Source organism: Parabacteroides sp. PM6-13 (genome assembly GCF_029892605.1).
In the GTDB taxonomy this organism is placed as follows: Bacteria; Bacteroidota; Bacteroidia; order Bacteroidales; family Tannerellaceae; genus QVMG01.
The window spans coordinates 75,059-96,316 of record NZ_JARXWF010000008.1; the positions used below are offsets into that span (position 1 = coordinate 75,059).

Genomic DNA, 21,258 nt, shown 5'->3' on the forward strand with positions numbered 1-21,258 from the left:
TCCTCTCCTACTCTTTCAAGGCAAGGCCGGCAGGCGGAAGCGAACGATATACACCTCCCCCATTTCTGCCGTATAAGTAGCATAGGCATTGGCCCCTTTGCTATCGAACTTCATGTAACTGATCGCCTCCGGAAGGATGTATCGGGCAATGGGTTCGCCTTTGTCACGACTGAAAACAACAATGGAATTGGTCGACGTTTCATCCGAAAAATCATCATATCCATTGTATAACGTATAGATATAATCACCGGCAAAATAGGCTTCAATGAAGCCGGTCTTATGGTTAGGATCGAATACAAGTTCCCCACCCTTCTCCTTATAGAGAAAGTCGCTCACCTGCGTTTCCCACAGTTTGGTGAGCTTTTTGTTGATATACCGGTAGGAAGATATATATCCAAACTGGTAAGATGCGTACGCTATCTGATTGCCTGAAATATCGATTCGTCCCTCATAATAAGGCAGATAAGAAATCGGTGTATATTCTTGTGCCACAGGATAATTGCCCGCAAACTTCAACATCCGGGTCGGCTCATGCCATACTCCCCACAACCCATTCTGAAAGAAACCGATAAAGGCGAAATTCTCCTCATCAAGCCGCACCGCTCCCTTGGGGGAATGCTCTCCCATGCGCATACGCACATAGTTCGGCAGGCTCAGATTTCCATCCTTCACCTCATATTCGTAAAAGATATTGGTGGTAGGATGCAAAAAGGAAAAGGAGGTATTCAGGAAAGAATAACGGGGAATACTGTATGTATCGGTCTTTTTGCGGATATCTGTCCGGGTAACCGGTTCACCCGCAAGCGAATAGAAACGCAACAGCGAGGCGTTCTGGCTGTAGAGAAGGGCGATCAGCGTATCGCCCACCAGTTGGAAATCCGGAGCCGTTAATTCGTATTTTTCTCCTTCGATCCGGGTGATTGTCTCCATAGGAAGCGTTATTGTCGGCACCTCCTCCAGCGAAACAACCCTTCTTTTCGACGCTTTCTCACTCCCATCACAGGCGGTTTGCAACAAAAAGAAAGCGATAAAGATGATATGTAGCCAATAGGTTTTCATCATATATGGTTTAAAATCCTCTATTTCTTTATCTTAGCATAGAGGATATAGTTGTTGTCTTCCGGATCGATTGTCTCTTGGATCTGCGTGAGTCGAGCCCGCATTTTCTCAGAGAGTTTGTCGCCTTTCAACAGGGTTTCGATCCATTCTTCCAGGTTGCCCGGATCCATATTCAGCGCATAATAGCCTTTGTTGAACACACCCAAAGGCCAGGCGATAGGTTCACCGCCCAAAATATCATTCTCTATACGGAAATAGGAGCCGCGCAGGGTCTCTTTATCCACAATATAGTAGGCCGGTGTTTTCCCTTCTGTCTTATAACCGTCAGGCCCTGTGACATGTACGATCGTACTGGTGTTGCCCACAAAATGGTTCGCCCATTCGCCATAGGAATGTGGTTCCAATTTGTCTTTCTCAAAGGTGCAGGTAAAGCGTGGAATCAGCTTACCTTTCTCTGCGTCAATATGATACAAACTATCCTGACGAGTTGGCCAGAACCAGAAACTCAGGTCCATAACGTCCGTGTTTTGCTTCGATTCGATCTCATTGCTGAAGTCAAAAGCCATTTCCAAATGCCCACAGGGGATTTCATGTAATAGCTCACCTTGTAGGTTCTGCACCCAGGCTACCGATGGAACCCCAGGGAATGGCAATACAGCCACGGTTACCCGATCGCCTTCTACCCTAAATACCCCTTTATTCGAGCGGTAAGGCAATGGGATTGGATCTAATACATTCCCTTGTAAATCATACACTAAGATGGCGTTTGTCTGCCACGGCATCAGGTAAACGCGCTGGTTCTTTTCATCCAGTTGCATGGCGTAGATCATCTGATATTCGCCTGCCCCCTGCCCGATCGCACCTATATCGGAAATAAAATTCCCTTTTTTGTCAAACAATTTGCAGGGAATCCGCACCCGGGCATTGTAATCGCCCTGCTGGCTCATCCCGCTTTTCACCAGGATATACTTATCAGATATCTCCACCGGAGAGGGATAAATCAACGCCTCATCTCTACTATCCAACTTCAGAATTTCGATATCTTCCATGAAATGACTAATAGGGAAAATCACCGTATCCTTCAATAAGGCTGGGTCCAATACTATGAGCTCCTCCCCTCCTACCAATACCTTTTCGGCCACCACGGGCGATTCATTCAGATAAGTACCTCGCTTAGCCTGATTACAAGAGGATAATATCCCCATCAGTAATGCGAAACATAAAAAGATCTTCTTTGCATCCATCGTATTCGTTGTTTAGTGAATATTCATACCAGTAAAAGTGTTGCAATATACAAATAATTAACAAAATACGATTGTTGCGTAAATAAATATCTGAACCGGGATTTCGCTGATAGCAGATGGGAAGCGTATTCAAGTTTGGGAAGATTTGAAGGTGGGGATCGCGCCGCAAGCGCGAGATTATGCATAACCGTATGCAAGCGTAGCGCAGCTTACGGTATAGCGACTACCTGTCAATCAAGCGCCGCAGGTGCGAGATCTGCCATAATCCCGCCCCATGCGGGGCTTTTTATATAGAGGATTCACTACCGTAAGCTGCGCTACGCTTGCATACGGTTATGCATAATATCACGCCTGCGGCGTGCATCCCCGCAATCTTCACATCTTCTCCCTCCTTTCTCCCTTTTCCTTTCTCCTTTCTCCTTCAAATCTTCTCCCATTTGAAGATCCGCATCCATCAAAAATCAATCAAACCAATCACATCCGAGAAATCAAAAAATCAGCGTAATCAAGGTTCAGACGAATTATCATTTTGTCAAAATCGCCCGACTATTTTTCCAAAAACGTAGGGGTATTTAAAATTAGTCAGGCGAGTAACACTTTTTAACGTATCATATTGTAAAGCAAAATGCGGTTTTTGCTATCAATTTGATAATTTGGAAATGGGGCTAAAACTTCCACCTCACCTGCACATTCATATCTGTTTTATGGGCACCTTCGATCTCTTCCAGGCCGGTTCCTATGAGCGTGCGGTCGTTATAGTAGGTATGCCCAATTTTGGTGGAGAGGGAAAGTGGTTCGAGGATATCCCAGCGAAAGGTAAGGGCCAGGCGTAGACCACGCCCGTAGAAGGTAGGCATATAGAAGGCATACAAGAGGTTACGCTCATACGAGCTGATGCGGGTAGAATGATCATCGGTATGAAACCAAGCCAGGTAGATATCGGCTTGCAGCGGAAACCGCAAAGGCTTATAGGCCATACTCTGGGCTATCATACAGCCTTTGTTAGCAGTTTGTTCTTTATACCAAACACCATCCACCGAACTCTTTCCACGGAAAACCGTACCGATGGGGTAGGTGCCTTGCAGGCGCAGGCGTTGTTGGTTGTAAGGAATAATAACCGTATGGTTTTCATCGCCTGAATGGTTTTTCTCTTTTTGTTTGTATTTATAGCGGATATAAAGATCTACGCCTTTTGGCGAGGTATAGGTTGCTTGTAGCATATATTCTTTTCCGGTAGAAGGTGCATCGATCCCATATTTCAACCAAGGGAAACGAAAGAAGTCGGCATAGGCAGCCAGTTTCCAAAAGGGTAGGGGGGTCAGTTCAATTCCCATATAGATACCCTCTTCGTTCTGTACCGATGATGACTGGGCAAACGCATTGGCAAACAAGGCCTGGTAGCGCCGGTCGTAATAGCGGTATAATACCAAAAAGGAAATATAGGAAACAGGCTTGATTTGTAAAGCATTCAGGGTAGCCAAAGCTTTGTTTTTCGAAATAGCCGTCTCGCCATAGAATGTCAGAAACCGGTTTTTCCACAAATAATCCACGCTCAGGTTCCCATTCCTGTTTCCCCGAAAATAGAAAAGATTGTAGGGTAGGGGGTTAGGTTGTATTTCATAACGTCCGAAAGAGTAGGAGAGAGCTGTCAAACCGAGGCAGAGATTGGGCGTTGCATAACGGATATTGCCACCAAATGTCTGCAGGGGAACGGTGCGTCGCTTCTCCCAATCGCCTACGGTGCGATGCAGTCCGTCGGTTTTCAGGGTGGTGAATGTCAACGAATCCAATCCCGCATCCACCTTACGATAGGAATAGAAAAGGCTTAGTTCTAAATTCTTATGACGAAGTGTTGCCCCTATTCCCCGAAAGAAATCCGTTTCATTGGTTGAATAATGCCGTCGGAAGCCATAGGTACGCCGGGCAGCCTGGGAAACCATCGCACTCCTTCCGGGCATAAAATCGTTGCTGATCACCAATCCTTGTCCGAAAGAGACCTTATAATCACCTAAGGCAAGGGTTTTCAACACGCCTATATTCTTCTGCAAATAATGGAAGGAATAATAATCATACCCTTTATTATATCCGTTCCAGAAAGCCTCGCCCGCGTCCTTTTCGGCAACCAAACCCGCCTGTATGCGCCGGTCGAATGAATAATCATAGCGGATAGAATGATAGAAGGGCTCGCCTACATAACGCCGGTTCGGATATTGTTGCAAAACAGAGTCCGGTTGATCCAGATAACCTCTCTTCTGTTGAAAACCTCTATCATACCTGATTTGTAATTCATTACGTCCTCTTTTCAACAGGTTTTTAACCGTTATTGGCAAGTTTTCAACAGCCTGACCAGAAACATATATAAAGGGAAGTATCAACGAAATAGTATGGAAATCAAGAGTTGGTATATTCTTCAGTTCATAAAGGGAGAGGAGAGGGCCATAGCGTTCCCGATAAGCCAGTATATTTTCAATCTGTTCCTCCGAGAAAAAAGGAATTTTCCACAACTCTTCTGCACTTACCCGGTTGATATCAAAAGGATTATCTACCAAAATAGAAAGTTCGGAAAAGAGTGTTTCTACCTGCCGGGTATCCTCCGCCTCTTCGGCTAATTGGTCGATATATTCCATCCATTTATCGGAACGAAAAAAGGAGTCCTGCGCATAAACAGAGGAAGATATGAAAAGAAGAAGTAGGATAAGTACATAATTGGTTTTCATAGTCGGTTGGTTTTCAAGGTGATTAGAAATAAAAAGAGAGGCCAACGCCGGTGCTCATGCCCAACACAGGATGGCTGATAGCCGCCAGATCCAACGAAAAAGAGGAGAAATCATAGCCTATACCGAAGGTTGGATAGAAAGGTTCACCTGCTACTCCACAGCGAAGGTGAAAAGAATCGAACACCGTATACTCCAATCCGACGTTCAACGCAAACGATGCCTCTTTGCGCATCCCCCCGGAGACCATTATCAACAGGTTGTTAATAACTTCCCATTCCAGTCCGATCTGCATAAAATGATTTGTAAAAAACTTAGTATCAACCTCTTTATCTTTCATACGCACATGAGGCCAATTCATTATGAACAAACCTATCAACAAGTTATCAAACGGCTGATATAAACAACCTATATCGGCGGAAAGCATGGCCGGTGTCTCTTCAAACAGTTCAGTTTGTAATAGGATATACTGAAAAGCAATGCCTACATACCAACGTTCAGCAAGCTGTTTGCCAGTGGAAAAGCGAAACAGGGTCTGTCGATATGCCTCATAGCCAAAAGAAGAAAAATAGAAACCGACCGGTAAGACAGGATTAGGATACAGAAAATAGCCGGTTATCGTACCCAGTTCTTTCAATTGGTATCGGTTAAAATATTGAAAATGAATTGTTTTATTCGGCTGTAATGCCACCAGGGAAGGATTGAACAAAGAGGATTGTGTCACCATATTCCCACCCATCGCCATACTCCGCATATCCGGCATGCGCAAATAATCCGAAGCATACAAACAAACACAACAGGGCATCAAGAAAAAGAGGAGATACTTTTTCATAATCCATAGGTTTTGGGGTTGTAGACAAATATAGGAAAAATAACCATAGAAAGGAGAAGAGGGTAGGGGAAAATTTAGTAATCAGGGTAGTATATATTTGCTATTTTCACTGAATAAAATTATTTTTATCTATCAATAACCCCTTAAAACTATGTAACATGGCAAAGATTACAGTAAAAGATACGGAGATTACGATTCTTACTTTCGAAGAAAAGGACTATATTTCGTTGACGGATATGGTAAGAAACATAACAAATGGACTATCATTAATTGAAAAATGGTTAAGAAATAAGAATACCATTGAGTTTTTGGGAATTTGGGAGGAAATGTACAATCCAGATTTTAATTCCCCCGAATTCGAGGGAATTAAAAATGAGGCAGGATTAAACAGGTTTGTTCTTTCAGTACGACAATGGACCGAAAGAACAGGTTCGAAAGGTATTATCGCAAAAGCTGGACGATATGGAGGAACTTATGCCCATAAAGATATTGCTTTTGAGTTTGCAATGTGGGTTTCCCCTCAATTTAAGTTGTATCTAATGAAAGAATTCCAACGCTTAAAGGAACAGGAACAAGTTCAAATCGGATGGTCAGCTAAACGGGAATTATCTAAAATAAATTATCATATTCATACGGATGCTATCCGACAGCATTTACTCCCTCCTGAATTGACTCCGCAGCAGGTATCTTATGTGTATGCAAATGAAGCAGATGTATTGAATATGGCCTTATTTGGTATGACTGCTAAACAATGGCGAGAAGAACATCCTGACTTAAAAGGAAATATCCGGGATTATGCACGTATTAATGAGTTGATTTGTCTTTCTAACTTAGAAAATATAAACGCCGTTTTTATCAACGAAGGGCTTTCTCAATCGGATAGATTGTATAAACTGAATAAAATTGCCATTGATCAAATGAGTATTCTTGAAGGGGTGAAAACTCGGAAATACTTGAAATGACTTCCGAGCATACTACTAATAAAAGTGAAATTCATCGCTCGAAACAGAAAATCATATAACTTTGTATATGATGAAGTCAGGAAGAATACTAATCCTCTTTTTATTCGTAATTTGTTGTTTCTCAGTGAAAGCACAACAGCCTATTACGAATATTATACCCGAAGGTTACCAGCGCGCTACGCTCGAAGGTACTGATACCATAGCCGTCGTGCCTCTTCGGACCATCATCGTATATCCTGAAATCAAATTCAAAAATGAAAAGGAAAAACACGAATATACCAAACTGGTCAGGGATGTAAAGAAGACATTACCTTTTGCCAAACTGGTGTATGATATACTGATCGAAACATACGAATACATGGAAACTCTGCCGGATGAGAAGTCCAAACAGGCACATCTCGAAAAGATGGAAAAAGAGCTTTTCAAACAATACAAACCGGAACTGAAAAAGATGACCCTTACACAGGGAAAACTACTGATCCGCCTGATCGACCGCGAATGTAACCAATCGAGCTACAATATGGTCAAAGCTTTTTTGGGTAGTTTCCGAGCCGGGTTCTGGAACTTCTTCGCCGGTATGTTTGGCGCCAGCCTGAAAACTGATTATGATCCGAAAGGAAAAGATGCCATGACCGAAAGGGTAGTGGTCTTGGTCGAGAACGGATTAATCTGACAACTGTTTGAAGAAATCCCATATAACAATGCCTGCCGTGACCGACACATTGAGGGAATGTTTGGTGCCATACTGTGGTATTTCAATACATTGATCACAGTTATCAACCACTTCCTGTTGCACTCCTTTCACTTCATTGCCTAAGATCACCGCATACTTCTTGTTCTTATCCAACAGGAGCTTATCAAGCATCACACTTCCTTCCGCCTGTTCGATGGCACAGACAACGTATCCGGCTGATTTTAAGTTATCAACAACTTTTAAAGTATCTTGGAAATAGACCCAATTAACTGTATCTTCGGCACCTAAAGCTGTTTTATGTATCTCGGGATGGGGGGGCGTAGCAGTGATGCCACAGAGATAAATAGCCTCTACCCGAAACGCGTCCGACGTACGAAATACGGAACCCACATTATGCAGGCTTCTCACCTGATCTAAGACAACAACAAGGGGTATCTTCTGACTCTCTTTAAATTCACTAGGAGTGAGCCTATTTAGTTCCGTAATTTTTCGTTTGCGCATCATGAATCACTTTTAAGTAGCAAAATTAAACAAATCCGGTGAATAGCCTGTTGATAACTATAGGATAAGTAGTGGACAAAAAAGAAAAACTATTCCTTGTGTTATTCGGAAACTTAGTTATGCAGCTATAGTATTCATACGTCCAAGTTATTTATTCACTATTTTATGGCGTTCTTTCAACACCGATCATAAACAGCTACAACCGGAAAAAGATAAAAAAAATATCTACAGCCGTTTTTATGAACAGCCTGTTGATAACAATATAAATAGTCAAGATAATCAGGACAATAGGATGTTTACACCTGTTCATAAACTGTAAGTTATTCTATGGTCTACGTTTAATAAGTTATCCACCAAGAAACGGAGCTAAAAAGTATGAACCGTTTCAACAGGCTAACATCATATTCATATTTTTTTTGAAAAAAAGAAAAAGAATAAAGATGATATCATGTGGAAAAACTCTTCCGAATTTGTTTCCGTGAGATAGATACAAATTGGCGGGTAGAGGTTATCTTTGCAGCAGATTTGAAACCGATAAAATGAATTGAATTATGAACGATCAACCAGCAGGGTTTGTAAACAGACCGGTACCGAAGGATATCCATTTGAGAGAAGCAATCGACCAATTGCGGAAAGAGAAGAAAGCGGTCATTCTTGCCCATTACTACCAGACGGGAGATATACAGGATATAGCAGATTTTGTGGGTGACAGCCTGGCGTTGGCGCAGTGGGCTTCCAAGACAGATGCGGATATCATTGTGTTGTGTGGCGTTCATTTTATGGGTGAAACGGCGAAGATCCTGTGTCCCGATAAGAAGGTTTTGGTGCCCGATCTGAATGCCGGTTGTTCGTTGGCAGATAGTTGTCCGGCGCCCGCGTTTGCGGAGTTTGTTAAGAATCATCCGGACCATACGGTGATCTCTTATGTCAATACAACAGCCGCGGTGAAGGCGGTGACTGATGTAGTAGTGACTTCGACCAATGCGAAACAGATTGTCGATAGTTTCCCGAAAGAGACAAAGATTATATTTGGTCCCGACAGGAATTTAGGCAATTATATCAATAGCATCACCGGACGAGAGATGCTTCTGTGGGATGGTGCCTGTCATGTGCATGAGAAGTTTTCTTTGGAGAAGATATTGGAACTGAAGAAACAATACCCCGACGCGGAGATCATTACCCATCCTGAATGTAAACAACCGATTATTGAGGTCTCCGACTTCGTAGGATCGACAGCCGCCTTGATTAAACATACCTCTCAGTCGGATAAAAAACAATTCATTGTAGCGACGGAAAGTGGCGTAATTCATGATATGCGCAAGAAGAATCCCGATAAGGAGTTTATTCCCGCTCCGCCCAACGATAGTACCTGTGCCTGTAACGAATGTGAGTTTATGCGCCTGAATACGATGGAAAAGCTTTATAACTGTCTCCGTTACGAACTGCCTGAGATCTATGTCGATCGGAAGGTACAGGAAAAAGCAATCAAGCCTATCCGACGGATGTTGGAGATATCCGAACAGTTAGGCTTGTAATGATATAAAAAGAGAGTATTTTGATTAGTTGATAGCCCGAACACCGCCGCCTGAACTCTTTTTCTTGTCGACGGTTTTCGGGTTTCCTTTGTAGGTTACATCCCCTCCGCTGCTTGCTTTGGCTTTCAGTTCTTCTGTCACATGCAGGATTACATCGCTGCCGGAGGAAGCTGATGCTTCCGCTTTCTTTACGACCATATTTCTCATATTGATATCACTCCCACTGGATGCTTTTGCCAGGGCGTAAACAGCTGTTCCTGTTAGTTTGATATCACTACCCGATGAAGCCGAGCAATCCAGGCTTTGTGCGTTCAGTTCGATCTTTATATCCGCGCCGCTACTGGCAGAGAGCTTTATATCATGGGCCGATAAAGGGGTTGTACTATATACATCCGCGCCCGATGATGCCTTGATAGCTGTCAGGTTATTGGCTGAAACATATACTTTCATCCACATCGTATTGGGGCGTTTATTAATGATATTACCATCAAAAGATATTTTCAATGTATTATTTTTCACCTCTGTCAGGATACGGGAAAGATATTCAGGAAAATTGGTTTCTACCGTTATCTCAGACGAATTTCCTTCGGTGATATAGAGGTCGATCCCACAGCAAACAGTGATCCCATCAAAACTTCCGATACTGCGGTTTTCGCTTTTATTTTGTCCGTAACTCAATGTGTTTATAAGAAGTAAAAATAGTAAGGTAGTAATCATTTTCGTATTCATATACTTTATCATTTTTTTGATTGATATTTTCTTATTAGACGATTCATTTCTATAAAAGTTGCATAGGAATGGAGTTATTTTCTAAAAAAGAGTGTAAGCGGATGTCCTACCCCAAATGACTTATGTCTGCCCCGTGTCTGTAGGTTTTTTCATGACAATTCAGTATATTTACAGCCAATTTTGTGATACCATAGTAAAAAAAAAGAGCAGAAAGCAGACGATCATATGAGAGAAGAGGATATGGATGAAAAGCAAGAACTAAATGAAAATGAAAACCCTGTAGAGGATAATCAGGATCTGCAAGGATCCGAAACGACAGACGAGCAGGGACATTCCGATTATAAATTGCCTGATAAGCCAAACCGGACGGTGCATCTCCTGTCGGGAATGTATCAGAATTGGTTCCTGGATTACGCCTCTTATGTAATCCTGGAGCGTGCCGTGCCGCATATCAACGATGGGTTGAAGCCCGTGCAGCGCCGTATCCTGCATTCGATGAAACGCTTAGATGACGGGCGCTACAATAAAGTGGCGAACATTGTGGGGCATACTATGCAGTTTCACCCACATGGCGACGCATCGATCGGTGATGCCCTGGTGCAGCTGGGACAAAAAGACCTATTGGTCGATTGCCAGGGAAACTGGGGGAATATCCTGACGGGTGACGGGGCAGCTGCTCCGCGTTATATCGAAGCGCGCCTGACCAAGTTCGCGTTGGAAACGGTTTTCAACCCCAAAACAACTGCCTGGCAAAGCTCATACGATGGACGTAACAAAGAGCCGATCACGCTTCCGGTGAAATTTCCTTTGTTATTGGCACAGGGCGTAGAAGGGATTGCCGTTGGGCTCTCTTCGAAAATATTACCGCATAACTTCAACGAACTACTCGACGCCTGCGTCTCTTACCTCAAAGAGGAAGAATTCACCCTCTATCCCGACTTCCTGACCGGAGGACAGATCGACGTAACCAAATACAACGACGGCGAACGGGGTGGCTCGGTCAAGGTACGTGCCAAGATAAGCAAGCTCGATAATAAAACATTGGTCATTACAGAGATTCCTTTCGGGAAGACCACTTCGACCTTGATTGAATCGATCCTGAAGGCCAATGAAAAGAATAAGATCAAGATCCGTAAAGTAGACGATAATACAGCGCAGAACGTAGAGATCTTGGTGCATCTGGCACCTGGTGTATCTTCGGATAAGACGATCGACGCGTTGTATGCTTTCACCGACTGTGAAACCAGCATATCGCCTAACTGTTGCGTGATTCGCGACAATAAGCCCTACTTCCTAACTGTCAGCGATGTGTTGCGTAACTCAGCCGATCATACGTTGGGGCTACTGCGTTCCGAACTGGAGATACAAAAAGCCGAATTGCAAGAATCGCTGTTTCTCGCCTCGCTGGAGCAGATCTTCATTGAAGAGAGAATATATAAAGACGCGAGCTTCGAAAATGCCAAGAATATGGACGAAGCAATCCTCCATATCGATTCGCGCCTGGAACCGTTCAAGCCGAAATTGATCCGGGAGGTAACCCGCGATGATATCCTTCATCTGATGGAGATCAAGATGGCTCGTATCCTCAAATTCAATGCGAAAAAGAACGAAGAGCAGATTGCCCAGATCCTGGAAGAGATCAAAAAGATCGATTTCAACCTGGAGCATATCGTTCAATATACCATCGACTGGTTCACCATGCTGAAAGAAAAGTATGGCAAGAACTATCCGCGGCATACGGAGATTCGTAACTTCGACACGATCGAAGCTACCAAGGTGGTGGAAGCCACCGAAAAGCTCTATATCAACCGGGCGGAAGGATTTATCGGTATGTCATTGAAAAAGGATGAACTGATCTGTAATTGCTCGACGATTGACGATATTATCATATTCTATCGCAGTGGTGTGTACAAGATTGTCAAGGTGAGCGACAAGATGTTTGTTGGGAAAGATATCCTTTATGTCGATGTATTCAAGAAAAACGACAAGCGTACGATCTACAACGTGATCTACCGAGACGGGAAAGAGGGATTCAATTACATCAAACGTTTCTCCGTAACAGGTGTCAGCCGCGACAAAGAATACGACGTAACACAGGGAACAAAAGGTTCTCGTATCCTCTATTTCAGTGCCAACCCGAATGGCGAAGCAGAGACGATAAAATATATCCTCAAACCCAAACCCCGCTTGAAAACACTGCAGTATGAAAAAGACTTCAGTGAAATATTGATCAAAGGACGTGCTTCGATGGGAAATATCCTGACGAAGTTCGAGATACATAAGATATCTCTGAAGCAGAAAGGAGGCTCTACCTTGGGTGGCCGCGAGGTATGGTTCGATTGGGATGTATTGCGCCTCAATTACGATGGACGTGGCGACCATTTGGGCGAGTTCCAGAGCGACGACCGCATCCTGGTAATCTTGCGCAATGGTGATTTCTACACAACTAATTTCGACGTAAGCAACCATTACGAAGATAATATTCTGATCATTGAGAAATATGACGCCCATAAGGTGTGGACATGTGCCCTCTACGATGCCGATCAGGGCTTCCGTTACCTCAAACGTTTCCAACTGGAGGCAACACCGCGTAAACAGAATTTCATCGGAGAGAACCCGGAAAGCCGTCTGTTCCTATTGACCGACGAGGTCTATCCGCGCATCGAGGTGATCTTCGGGGGTAATGACGATTTCCGCGAACCGTTGGTGATCGATGCCGAAGAGTTTATCGGCGTGAAAGGATTCAAGGCGAAAGGAAAGCGTATCACTACCTTCGAAGTGAAGACGATCAACGAATTGGAACCTACCCGATTCCCTGATCCGGAAACACAAGCGGAAGAGTCACAAACGGTAGAAACCGATGAGGAAGATGAACCGGAAGAAGAACGCAAAAGTAATACCGATATTATCGACGAGATCACAGGGCAGATGAAGTTATTCGACGACTAAATGCCATGAACCGCCACCTCCTTATACTGTTCCTTTGTTGTTTGGTTTTGCCTTTGCAAGCACAATCGGATAAAGGAGGTGAGCCGTGGTCGGTCAACGAGGCAACCCTGATAGGGGCAGGAGGCTACAGACTCAAAGACACCTACCTGACTCCTGGCAAGGAGGTCGATTATGCGGGATGGGGATTGCGCATTCTGAACGAACGCATGAAGATGGTTCGTTGGGCTGATTACCGCTTTTCCCGCCAACAAATCCTCAATATCGACGTAGCCAAGACGGATAATCCGGCTGAGTCTGCGACCGATTTTGCCGGTTTTATCGATTATAGCCTGGGTTATCATTATCATTTATATCCTTTACACAACCTGAAGATCCTGACAGGTGCCTCTGCCCGGGGTATGGCCGGTTTTATTTACAATACGCGCAATGGCAACAACCCGGCTTCTGCCAAGGTGGATATCGACCTGAATCTCTCCCTGTTGGCGATCTATCATACGCGACTGCGCAACTATCCATTTACTCTTCGCTATCAACTGGAGCTGCCGGTGGGAGGACTGATGTTTTCCCCCCATTTCGGACAGTCCTATTACGAGATATTCAACCTGAAGAACTACGACGGCATCGTCCGTTTCAATTCGTTTCATAATAAATTTGCCATCAAGAATTACCTGACGGTCGACTTCTCCACTAAGGCATTCACCGTTCGCGCGGGTTACCTCTATAACTATTATTACACCGATGTGAATGATATACAAACGCATATTCAATCCCACTCGTTTATGATTGGCGTAGTGAAAGAATTTATCTCTTTCGGGGGCAAACGCCTGAAAGAAAAAGAACGCTACCGGAGCGCTTATTATTAACCTAATGTACAGAAGAATATTCTATATAGTGCTCTATATTGGGATTCTGCTGACAGCCTGCGAAGCGGAAAGAACCGATATGCATTCTCCCCGGGAGAATTTCGAGGCGTTGTGGAAAATCATGGATGAATATTATTGCTTCTTTGATTACAAACAGATCGATTGGCAGGAGGTGTACGACCGTTACAGCCCGCAGGTTCATGAGTCGATGGATCAGTATGAGTTGTTTGATCTATTAGGAAAAATGCTCGAAGAATTGAAGGACGGACATACCAACCTGATCTCCTCTTTCAATACCTCCCGTTATTGGGCGTGGTATGAAGACTATCCGGCGAACTTTTCGAGTGATATTCTGAACAATTACCTCGGAAAATCTAACGAATACAAGCAGGTCGGAGGCATTAAATACCGCACCTTAGATGAGGGAAGGATTGGTTATATCTATTATGGTAGCTTTGCTACCGGGATCGGTGATAGCCAGTTAGACGATATATTCGATTATTTCAAAGCGTGTCATGGGTTGATTATCGACATACGTGATAACGGAGGCGGTACCCTTTCCAATTCCGACCGCATCGCTTCCCGCTTTCCCGATGAGAAAACCCTGGTTGGCTATATACAACACAAGACGGGTAGGGGACATGCCCGTTTTTCTGATCCCTATCCGATCTACCTCCTTCCTTCGGAACGTATTCATTGGACACGCCCGGTGGTGGTGTTGACAAACCGTCGTTGTTACAGTGCTGCCAACAATTTTGTACAGAAAATGAGCCGGATGTCACAGGCGACCATCCTGGGCGATCGCACCGGTGGTGGCAGTGGTTTTCCTTTCCACTCGGAATTGCCCAATGGTTGGAGTATACGTTTCTCAGCCAGTCCGATGCTCAACGAGAAGAAAGAACATACCGAGTTTGGGATAGATCCTGATATTCATGTGAGTCTGACGACAGAAGATAGTATGAAAGGAAGGGATACACTGATAGAAAGAGCCATTCATTTTCTTCGTTTATCCGAATAATGGGGTGGAATATCCTCCTTATCTCTCTTTCTTGGTGAAAACAAGAGGCGTTGGTTTTTTCGTTATTCATTTTTTTGTACGTTTGTAAGCAGAAACCAATCGCATCAAAAAACAGCAGTCATGATAAAGATATTTACCACACAGCAGGTAAAAGAAATCGATCAATATACAATCGAACATGAACCAATCAAATCGATAGATTTAGTAGAACGCGCCTCTACCGTCTTTGTCAATGAATTTCGTCGCTCCTTCTCCCGTCAGTCGCGGGTGATTGTCTTTGCCGGTCAGGGAAATAACGGAGCGGATGCCTTGGCTGTTGCCCGTCTGTTATCCGATGAGTCCTATCAGGTAGAGGTCTATCTGTTCAACCCAAACAAGCATCTGTCGGCGGAATGTGATCACAACCGTCATGAATTGGTTCATAACAGCGACGCTGAATTTAATGAGATCAACGGAGAATTTGTGCCCCCGCTGTTGACACGGCGCGATATCGTGATCGACGGATTGTTTGGTTCGGGACTCAACCGTCCGTTAACCGGTGGTTTTGCTGCGGTAGTAAAGTATATCAATCAATCCGAAGCAACGGTTGTTTCGATCGATATCCCTTCCGGACTGTTTGGCGAAGACAACCGGACGAATAATCCGGAGACGATTATCCGGGCCGATCATACCTTTACGTTTGGTTTCCCTAAACTGGCATTCCTTTTGCCGGAGAATAATGCCTATACAGGCGATTGGAAGGTATTGGATATCAATCTGCATCCTTCGGCCATTGAGCAGATGCAAACACCTTATCGGATGGTGACGGAAGCGGAAATATCGAAACTGCTTAAGCCACGCGATCGCTTTGCCCATAAAGGCACCTTCGGACATGCATTGTTGATTGCCGGGAGCCGGGGTAAGATGGGAGCCGCTCTGTTGGCCGCTCGTGGCTGCCTGCGGGCAGGGGCCGGTTTATTGACTGTGCATATTCCCCAACGAGGCGAACAAATATTCCAAACGGCACTGCCTGAAGCCATGCTTAGCTTTGACATTCATCAGGAGCGTTTCACCAACGTCCCTGACTTGAGCAATTATGCAGCCATCGGCATTGGACCGGGTATCGGACACAGCATTGAGACGGCTGCCGCCTTCGAACGCACGATGGACAGAGCCGACAAACCGATGGTGATCGATGCCGATGCGCTCAATCTCCTGTCAGCCAATTATGATCTCTTCCATAAGATTCCTGCCAATAGCATCCTGACTCCCCATCCGAAAGAGTTCGATCGTTTGACCGGAGAGAATGTAGGAGGATTCGAACGTCTGCACAAAGCCTCTGCTTTTGCCCGCAACCGACAGGTCTATATCGTGCTCAAAGGAGCCTACACTGCTATTTGCACGCCGGAGGGGGAGATCTTTTTCAATATCAGCGGCAACCCGGGCATGGCAACAGCCGGAAGCGGAGATGTATTGACAGGCATCCTCTTGGGATTATTGTCGCAAGGCTACAGTCCGAAAGAAGCCTCCCTCTTAGGTGTTTATTTACATGGCGTAGCAGGCGATCTCGCCGCCTCTCTTCTTTCCGAAGAAAGCATGATCGCCGGCGACATCACCGACATGCTTGGAAAAGCCTTCAAGCAATTGAAGTGAAATGACTTACCTTGAACAGTTGATTATTCTTTGTCCGTTGATATTTATCAGCGGGTTTATTGATAGCATTGCGGGAGGCGGTGGGCTTATCTCACTTCCTTCCTATCATGTGGCGGGCTTAACGCCGCATTTTGCGCTGGGGACAAATAAGTTTAGTAGCTGCATCGGTACTTTTTTCAGTACCATGCGCTTTGTGAAAAACAAAAGCTATAACCTTACCAGCGCCATTCCTTCTGTCATTTTTGCCCTTATCGGTTCGGCCATCGGCACCAAGATTGCGGTGCATATGGAAGCAAAAGTCCTGCAGTATGTATTGATTGCAGGGGTACCGGTGATCGCCATGATCGTGTTCAAGAAAAAGAACCTGGCGGCGATCACGCCGAAGCAGCTATCGAAAAGGCGGATCATTATCCTCTCTTCCATTATTGGCTTTGTTATCGGAGGTTATGACGGCTTTTTCGGACCGGGCACAGGCACCTTCCTGATCCTGGCTTATACCTCTGTCCTTGGCTTCGACCTATTGACCAGCATGGGAAATGCCAAACTGGTGAACCTGACTTCCAACCTCGCCTCCCTGGCAGTATTCCTGATAGAGGGTAAAATCCTCTTTGCAGTAGGCATCCCCGCCGCCCTCTGTGCCATTGCCGGACATTATATCGGAAGCGGTCTGGCCATTAAAAACGGTCCTAAAATCGTTCGTCCGATATTGATATTGGTTTTAACGCTTTTGATGATCAAATTGGTCTGGGATGTGATCTAAATCGAGTCAACTAAAAAACGTAAACCTACCCGAAATTTTTATTCTCACCCGCATGAGAAAAAATTCTCACCCGCGTGAGAATTTTTTATTGTATAGGGAATAGCTCCCGCCAAAAAACAATAACTCTTCCTTTACTGTTCTATAAATAAGAAAGATAGAATAGGTTATCACGTCTATAAAACAGGAAGAAAATGGAAAAATTTATTTTGTTATACGCAGCGCTGTTTCTATTGGTGGTAGGAGGATGTTCATGTAATAGACAGGATGAATTATCTGCTGCGCATGAGCACCAATGGGGAGGAAAGGTGTTGGATGTAGGAAAAATGACACCTGCCCATGGAAAAAAAGAGAATCGTTTCCACATGCTGGTTGTGAAAATGGAAGTGACTCATTCGGCAACGATCTATATCGATCCCGGAGAGATTGTCTATGCCGAATTGGAAGCTTTTCCGCTGGTTATCCCTGAAGTGGGAGAGGAATATGTGTTCACCTCCTCGGTGGCCACCCCTGTTTATGCCTTGAATACATATATGCTAAATACCAAAGTACTGGATCGTGTCGAAGAGATAGATTAGCGATTTGTTTTACATAGCTTAAAAGCTTTTAGACTGTAATTTGTGCTTTTGTGGTTGGTTACTAACAAAATAATATTTAGTTTTGTGCGATAGTCATAGCCTAAAAGAGGAATACATATGAAAAATATATTGATCATAATAAGCTTGTTGTTACCCCTTTCTGTTATGTCGCAAACCAAGCTTGTTAAGAAAAATGCTGTAAAAGCCAATAATTACGGCATTACCTATTCCCTGCCTCAAACGAACCTGGTCATTACCGCCGAGGTGATAAAAATAACCTGTAAAGCAGGTCCTTACTATCAATATGCGGAAAAATACCTGGGGGTGAAAGATGTCATCACGGAAGATAGGGTGTATTATCAATTAGGGAAGATCAACCTCTCGAATGTAGGTGTGCCCGACCCCGAAAAGAGTTTCCTGTTGGAGTTCAAAGCCGGCACGGTAGCTCCGTATGCCTACCTGACGGAAGAGGGATTACTCTGTGCCATCAACGCGGACTATGTGGCGGAAGAATCGGCACTGGAGATACTGCGCAAGAAAAAAGCGGAGCCGGTGGAGGTGGTGAATGTATCGGTCTTCTCCGAAGAGCTGCTTATGGCCGGATCGACTGCCCGCCAGGCAGAGATTGCCGCCAAAGACATCTACCGCATCCGCGAAAGCCGTTTGAATATCCTGACGGGCGAAGCCGACAACCTGCCTCCCGACGGCACGGCGATGCAGATTGTGATCGATCAGTTAGAAGAGCGCGAGAAAGCCCTGTCGAACCTGTTTACCGGTGTTGTTACCCGCTCTACCGAACTGCATGAAGTGACTGTCGTGCCCTACGACAACCTGAATAAAGAGGTGCTTTTCCGTTTCTCTGAGAAGCTGGGTATTGTCGATGCCGACGACCTGGGCGGCGCTCCGGTCTATATGAATCTGAAGGCCACTGAGCGTATCCCGCATATGGATCCGAAAGAGGCGGAAAAGAAACTCAAGAACGGCAAAGGGGTGATCTACAACCTGCCGGGTAAAGCCAGCGTAGAGATTTTAACCAACCAGAAAACCCTATTAAAAGCCGAAGTACAGGTCACCCAGTTCGGCAGCATAGAGAGCCTGGCTTCTGTCATGTTTGAGGATAAAAAAGCACCGGTGAAGGTGTTGTTCTATCCGGAAACAGGCGCCATTAAGCAAATCATTCAATAACTAAATACTAATTTAATACTTAAAACACATGTTCAAAAATCATCCCAAAGGTTTAATCGGAGCAGCTCTTTCTAATATGGGCGAACGCTTCGGGTTCTACATTATGATGGCAATCCTGACATTATTCATTTCGTCTAAGTTTGGATTATCAGAGACTACTACAGGTTATATTTATTCAGCATTTTATGCATCCATTTACCTGCTTGCGTTAGTGGGTGGGATCATCGCTGATAAAACGAAAAATTACAAAGGAACGATCCTTACCGGATTGATCCTCATGGCGGTAGGTTACCTAATCATTGCCATCCCTACTCCGACTCCTGTTCCTAACATGGGCTTATACCTGGCTCTGACATGCGGCGGACTATTGGTGATTGCTTTTGGTAACGGATTATTCAAAGGGAATCTGCAGGCTTTGGTCGGACAGATGTATGATAACCCCAAGTATTCTGACAGAAGAGACTCCGGATTCCAGATCTTCTACATGTTTATCAATATCGGAGGATTCTTTGCGCCATTTATCGCTATCATGGTAAGAAACTGGTGGTTGAAAGCGCATAACTTCGATTATAACGCCTCATTGCCCGAGCTTTGCCATCAATACGTTGGTGAGGGTTCTGCCATGCCGGCCGAATCGCTGACCCGTTTAACGGAATACGCGAACGCAGCTACCCTCGACGGTTCTGCAGTGACCGACTTAGGTGCGTTTGTAAACCAGTACCTGGATGTGTTTAATACCGGTTTCCAATATGCTTTTGGCGCAGCCATTGTAGCTATGTTGATTTCACTGGTTATCTTCCTGGTGAATAAGAAAACATTCCCGGATCCGGCACAAAAGAAGGCACCTGCCACAGAAGGCAGCACAATCACAAAAGAAGAGGTAACCATGAGCATCCAGGAAATCAAACAACGTATCTATGCTTTGTTTGCTGTATTTGGTGTTGTTATCTTCTTCTGGCTCTCTTTCCATCAGAATGGTTATTCGCTGACCTACTTCGCTCGTGACTACGTGGATCTGAGCGTTATCAACATCGACTTAGGCTTTGTTGTGATCAAGGGAGCCGAGATATTCCAAAGTGTAAACCCGTTCTTTGTGGTTACGCTTACCCCGCTTGTGATGTGGCTGTTCGGTGCATTGAAGAAACGCGGCAAAGAGCCTTCCACCCCGATGAAGATTGCGATAGGGATGGGTATCGCTGCTATCGCCTATATCTTCCTGATGGTATTCTCTTTCGCTCTGCCGGCAAAAGAAACATTGTCAACAATGAGCGCTGTTGAGTTAGATGCAATGAAAGTGACTCCATGGGTTATGATTGGTATGTACTTTATCCTGACCGTAGCGGAATTGTTTATCTCTCCGCTTGGATTGTCGTTCGTATCCAAGGTAGCTCCTCCGCATTTGCAAGGATTGATGCAAGGTTGCTGGCTGGCTGCCACTGCTATTGGTAACTCCATCCTGTTCATTGGCGGTTTGCTTTATACCTCCGTGCCTATTTGGGCTTGCTGGCTGGTGTTCGTTATTGCGACGGGACTCTCCATGCTCGTTATGCTCTCCATGGTAAAATGGCTGGAAAGAATCACGAATTCGTAAGACAAACGATCTTATAAACAATATGCAGCAAAAGCAATATACACCTTCCGCGCATAATGCACTCCGTTTCAAACGATGGAGCCGGAAGGGGTATGCTGCTTTTGTCAGCCTGCACCATACGGTGAATATCGGTAGGCTGGCTTCCCGGCTGGCGGATCGCTTTTATGTGAAGCAAGTCAGTCTGCATACACTCCTTACAGAAATATCCGCTTCGATAGGAGTGGCAGAAGAGAATAACCAGGAAGGAACCGATAGCCCGGAGTTTCTCTGGCAGGAATTACTTCTTTGGTTGATTGGAAAGCCGGCGGTTCAGCCGATAGCTGTTTCATCGATCATTTCATTTGATTCGTTTTCAATTAATAATAAGAAAGCGGAGAAGCTCCTTATAGGGAACTTCTCCGCTTTTTTCATGTAA

General features: G+C 44.7%; 18 protein-coding genes. 12 read left to right on the forward strand and 6 right to left on the reverse strand.

Annotated features, from left to right (window positions below; genetic code table 11):
• Positions 1-15: 15 nt before the first annotated feature.
• The 4 genes from M2134_RS09045 to M2134_RS09060 all read right to left on the reverse strand — a co-directional run bounded on the left by M2134_RS09045 (position 16) and on the right by M2134_RS09060 (position 5,849).
• Complete coding sequence (locus M2134_RS09045) at positions 16-1,062, reverse strand: hypothetical protein (protein WP_280751346.1); 1,047 nt, start codon at positions 1,060-1,062, stop codon at positions 16-18.
• Positions 1,063-1,079: 17 nt separating this feature from the next.
• Positions 1,080-2,303: a 6-bladed beta-propeller gene (locus tag M2134_RS09050; protein WP_280751345.1), complete on the reverse strand. Its 1,224-nt coding sequence runs from the start codon at positions 2,301-2,303 to the stop codon at positions 1,080-1,082.
• A gap of 665 nt (positions 2,304-2,968) precedes the next feature.
• Complete coding sequence (locus M2134_RS09055; protein ID WP_280751344.1) at positions 2,969-5,020, reverse strand: helix-hairpin-helix domain-containing protein; 2,052 nt, start codon at positions 5,018-5,020, stop codon at positions 2,969-2,971.
• Between the two features lie 22 nt (positions 5,021-5,042).
• Positions 5,043-5,849 carry a hypothetical protein gene (locus M2134_RS09060; protein ID WP_280751343.1) on the reverse strand — a complete coding sequence of 269 codons (807 nt, stop codon included), beginning with the start codon at positions 5,847-5,849 and terminating at the stop codon, positions 5,043-5,045.
• 158 nt (positions 5,850-6,007) lie between these two features.
• On the opposite strand from M2134_RS09060, the gene M2134_RS09065 reads away from it, so the two are divergent.
• Both M2134_RS09065 and M2134_RS09070 read left to right on the forward strand, forming a co-directional pair.
• Positions 6,008-6,811 (forward strand): KilA-N domain-containing protein, encoded by an 804-nt coding sequence (locus tag M2134_RS09065; protein WP_280751342.1) that lies wholly within the window; start codon positions 6,008-6,010, stop codon positions 6,809-6,811.
• 67 nt (positions 6,812-6,878) lie between these two features.
• Positions 6,879-7,484, forward strand: coding sequence for a DUF4294 domain-containing protein (locus tag M2134_RS09070; protein WP_280751341.1), 606 nt, complete (start codon positions 6,879-6,881; stop codon positions 7,482-7,484).
• Here the strand turns inward: M2134_RS09070 and M2134_RS09075 are convergent.
• A complete protein-coding gene (locus M2134_RS09075; RefSeq protein WP_280751415.1) occupies positions 7,476-8,006 on the reverse strand; it encodes an RNA methyltransferase in 531 nt (176 codons plus the stop codon). The genes M2134_RS09070 and M2134_RS09075 overlap by 9 nt on opposite strands.
• Positions 8,007-8,554: 548 nt before the next feature.
• Here M2134_RS09075 and nadA point away from each other — a divergent pair.
• Entirely contained in the window at positions 8,555-9,541 is a 987-nt protein-coding gene (gene nadA, locus M2134_RS09080; protein WP_280751414.1) for a quinolinate synthase NadA, read from the forward strand.
• A gap of 24 nt (positions 9,542-9,565) precedes the next feature.
• Here nadA and M2134_RS09085 read toward each other — a convergent pair whose 3' ends face one another.
• Positions 9,566-10,270, reverse strand: a complete 705-nt coding sequence (locus tag M2134_RS09085) for a head GIN domain-containing protein (protein ID WP_280751340.1) — start codon at positions 10,268-10,270, stop codon at positions 9,566-9,568.
• A gap of 225 nt (positions 10,271-10,495) precedes the next feature.
• Between M2134_RS09085 and M2134_RS09090 the strand changes: the two genes are divergently transcribed.
• The 9 genes from M2134_RS09090 to M2134_RS09130 all read left to right on the forward strand — a co-directional run bounded on the left by M2134_RS09090 (position 10,496) and on the right by M2134_RS09130 (position 21,258).
• Positions 10,496-13,219 (forward strand): DNA gyrase/topoisomerase IV subunit A, encoded by a 2,724-nt coding sequence (locus M2134_RS09090; RefSeq protein WP_280751339.1) that lies wholly within the window; start codon positions 10,496-10,498, stop codon positions 13,217-13,219.
• Positions 13,220-13,224: 5 nt separating this feature from the next.
• The gene (locus M2134_RS09095; protein WP_280751338.1) at positions 13,225-14,082 is read left to right on the forward strand and encodes a DUF3316 domain-containing protein; all 858 of its coding nucleotides are present in this window, start codon (positions 13,225-13,227) and stop codon (positions 14,080-14,082) included.
• Between the two features lie 4 nt (positions 14,083-14,086).
• Positions 14,087-15,100, forward strand: coding sequence for a S41 family peptidase (locus M2134_RS09100; RefSeq protein ID WP_280751337.1), 1,014 nt, complete (start codon positions 14,087-14,089; stop codon positions 15,098-15,100).
• 120 nt (positions 15,101-15,220) lie between these two features.
• On the forward strand, positions 15,221-16,732 hold the full coding sequence (locus tag M2134_RS09105; RefSeq protein WP_280751336.1) for an NAD(P)H-hydrate dehydratase: 1,512 nt from the start codon (positions 15,221-15,223) through the stop codon (positions 16,730-16,732).
• Position 16,733: 1 nt separating this feature from the next.
• On the forward strand, positions 16,734-17,492 hold the full coding sequence (locus M2134_RS09110) for a TSUP family transporter (RefSeq protein WP_280751335.1): 759 nt from the start codon (positions 16,734-16,736) through the stop codon (positions 17,490-17,492).
• Positions 17,493-17,683: 191 nt separating this feature from the next.
• A complete protein-coding gene (locus tag M2134_RS09115; protein ID WP_280751334.1) occupies positions 17,684-18,067 on the forward strand; it encodes a hypothetical protein in 384 nt (127 codons plus the stop codon).
• 117 nt (positions 18,068-18,184) lie between these two features.
• Positions 18,185-19,252 carry a DUF4831 family protein gene (locus tag M2134_RS09120; RefSeq protein ID WP_280751333.1) on the forward strand — a complete coding sequence of 356 codons (1,068 nt, stop codon included), beginning with the start codon at positions 18,185-18,187 and terminating at the stop codon, positions 19,250-19,252.
• A 28-nt stretch (positions 19,253-19,280) separates the two neighbouring features.
• On the forward strand, positions 19,281-20,843 hold the full coding sequence (locus M2134_RS09125; protein ID WP_280751332.1) for a peptide MFS transporter: 1,563 nt from the start codon (positions 19,281-19,283) through the stop codon (positions 20,841-20,843).
• Between the two features lie 22 nt (positions 20,844-20,865).
• Positions 20,866-21,258, forward strand: a complete 393-nt coding sequence (locus M2134_RS09130) for a hypothetical protein (protein ID WP_280751331.1) — start codon at positions 20,866-20,868, stop codon at positions 21,256-21,258.

Bases quoted from the DNA above. Each gene is read 5' to 3' on its own strand.
- M2134_RS09045 (WP_280751346.1), bottom strand. From the start codon at position 1,062: ATGATGAAAACCTATTGGCTACATATCATCTTTATCGCTTTCTTTTTG.
- M2134_RS09050 (WP_280751345.1), bottom strand. From the start codon at position 2,303: ATGGATGCAAAGAAGATCTTTTTATGTTTCGCATTACTGATGGGGATA.
- M2134_RS09055 (WP_280751344.1), bottom strand. From the start codon at position 5,020: ATGAAAACCAATTATGTACTTATCCTACTTCTTCTTTTCATATCTTCC.
- M2134_RS09060 (WP_280751343.1), bottom strand. From the start codon at position 5,849: ATGAAAAAGTATCTCCTCTTTTTCTTGATGCCCTGTTGTGTTTGTTTG.
- M2134_RS09065 (WP_280751342.1), top strand. From the start codon at position 6,008: ATGGCAAAGATTACAGTAAAAGATACGGAGATTACGATTCTTACTTTC.
- M2134_RS09070 (WP_280751341.1), top strand. From the start codon at position 6,879: ATGATGAAGTCAGGAAGAATACTAATCCTCTTTTTATTCGTAATTTGT.
- M2134_RS09075 (WP_280751415.1), bottom strand. From the start codon at position 8,006: ATGCGCAAACGAAAAATTACGGAACTAAATAGGCTCACTCCTAGTGAA.
- M2134_RS09085 (WP_280751340.1), bottom strand. From the start codon at position 10,270: ATGAATACGAAAATGATTACTACCTTACTATTTTTACTTCTTATAAAC.
- M2134_RS09090 (WP_280751339.1), top strand. From the start codon at position 10,496: ATGAGAGAAGAGGATATGGATGAAAAGCAAGAACTAAATGAAAATGAA.
- M2134_RS09095 (WP_280751338.1), top strand. From the start codon at position 13,225: ATGAACCGCCACCTCCTTATACTGTTCCTTTGTTGTTTGGTTTTGCCT.
- M2134_RS09100 (WP_280751337.1), top strand. From the start codon at position 14,087: ATGTACAGAAGAATATTCTATATAGTGCTCTATATTGGGATTCTGCTG.
- M2134_RS09105 (WP_280751336.1), top strand. From the start codon at position 15,221: ATGATAAAGATATTTACCACACAGCAGGTAAAAGAAATCGATCAATAT.
- M2134_RS09110 (WP_280751335.1), top strand. From the start codon at position 16,734: ATGACTTACCTTGAACAGTTGATTATTCTTTGTCCGTTGATATTTATC.
- M2134_RS09115 (WP_280751334.1), top strand. From the start codon at position 17,684: ATGGAAAAATTTATTTTGTTATACGCAGCGCTGTTTCTATTGGTGGTA.
- M2134_RS09120 (WP_280751333.1), top strand. From the start codon at position 18,185: ATGAAAAATATATTGATCATAATAAGCTTGTTGTTACCCCTTTCTGTT.
- M2134_RS09125 (WP_280751332.1), top strand. From the start codon at position 19,281: ATGTTCAAAAATCATCCCAAAGGTTTAATCGGAGCAGCTCTTTCTAAT.
- M2134_RS09130 (WP_280751331.1), top strand. From the start codon at position 20,866: ATGCAGCAAAAGCAATATACACCTTCCGCGCATAATGCACTCCGTTTC.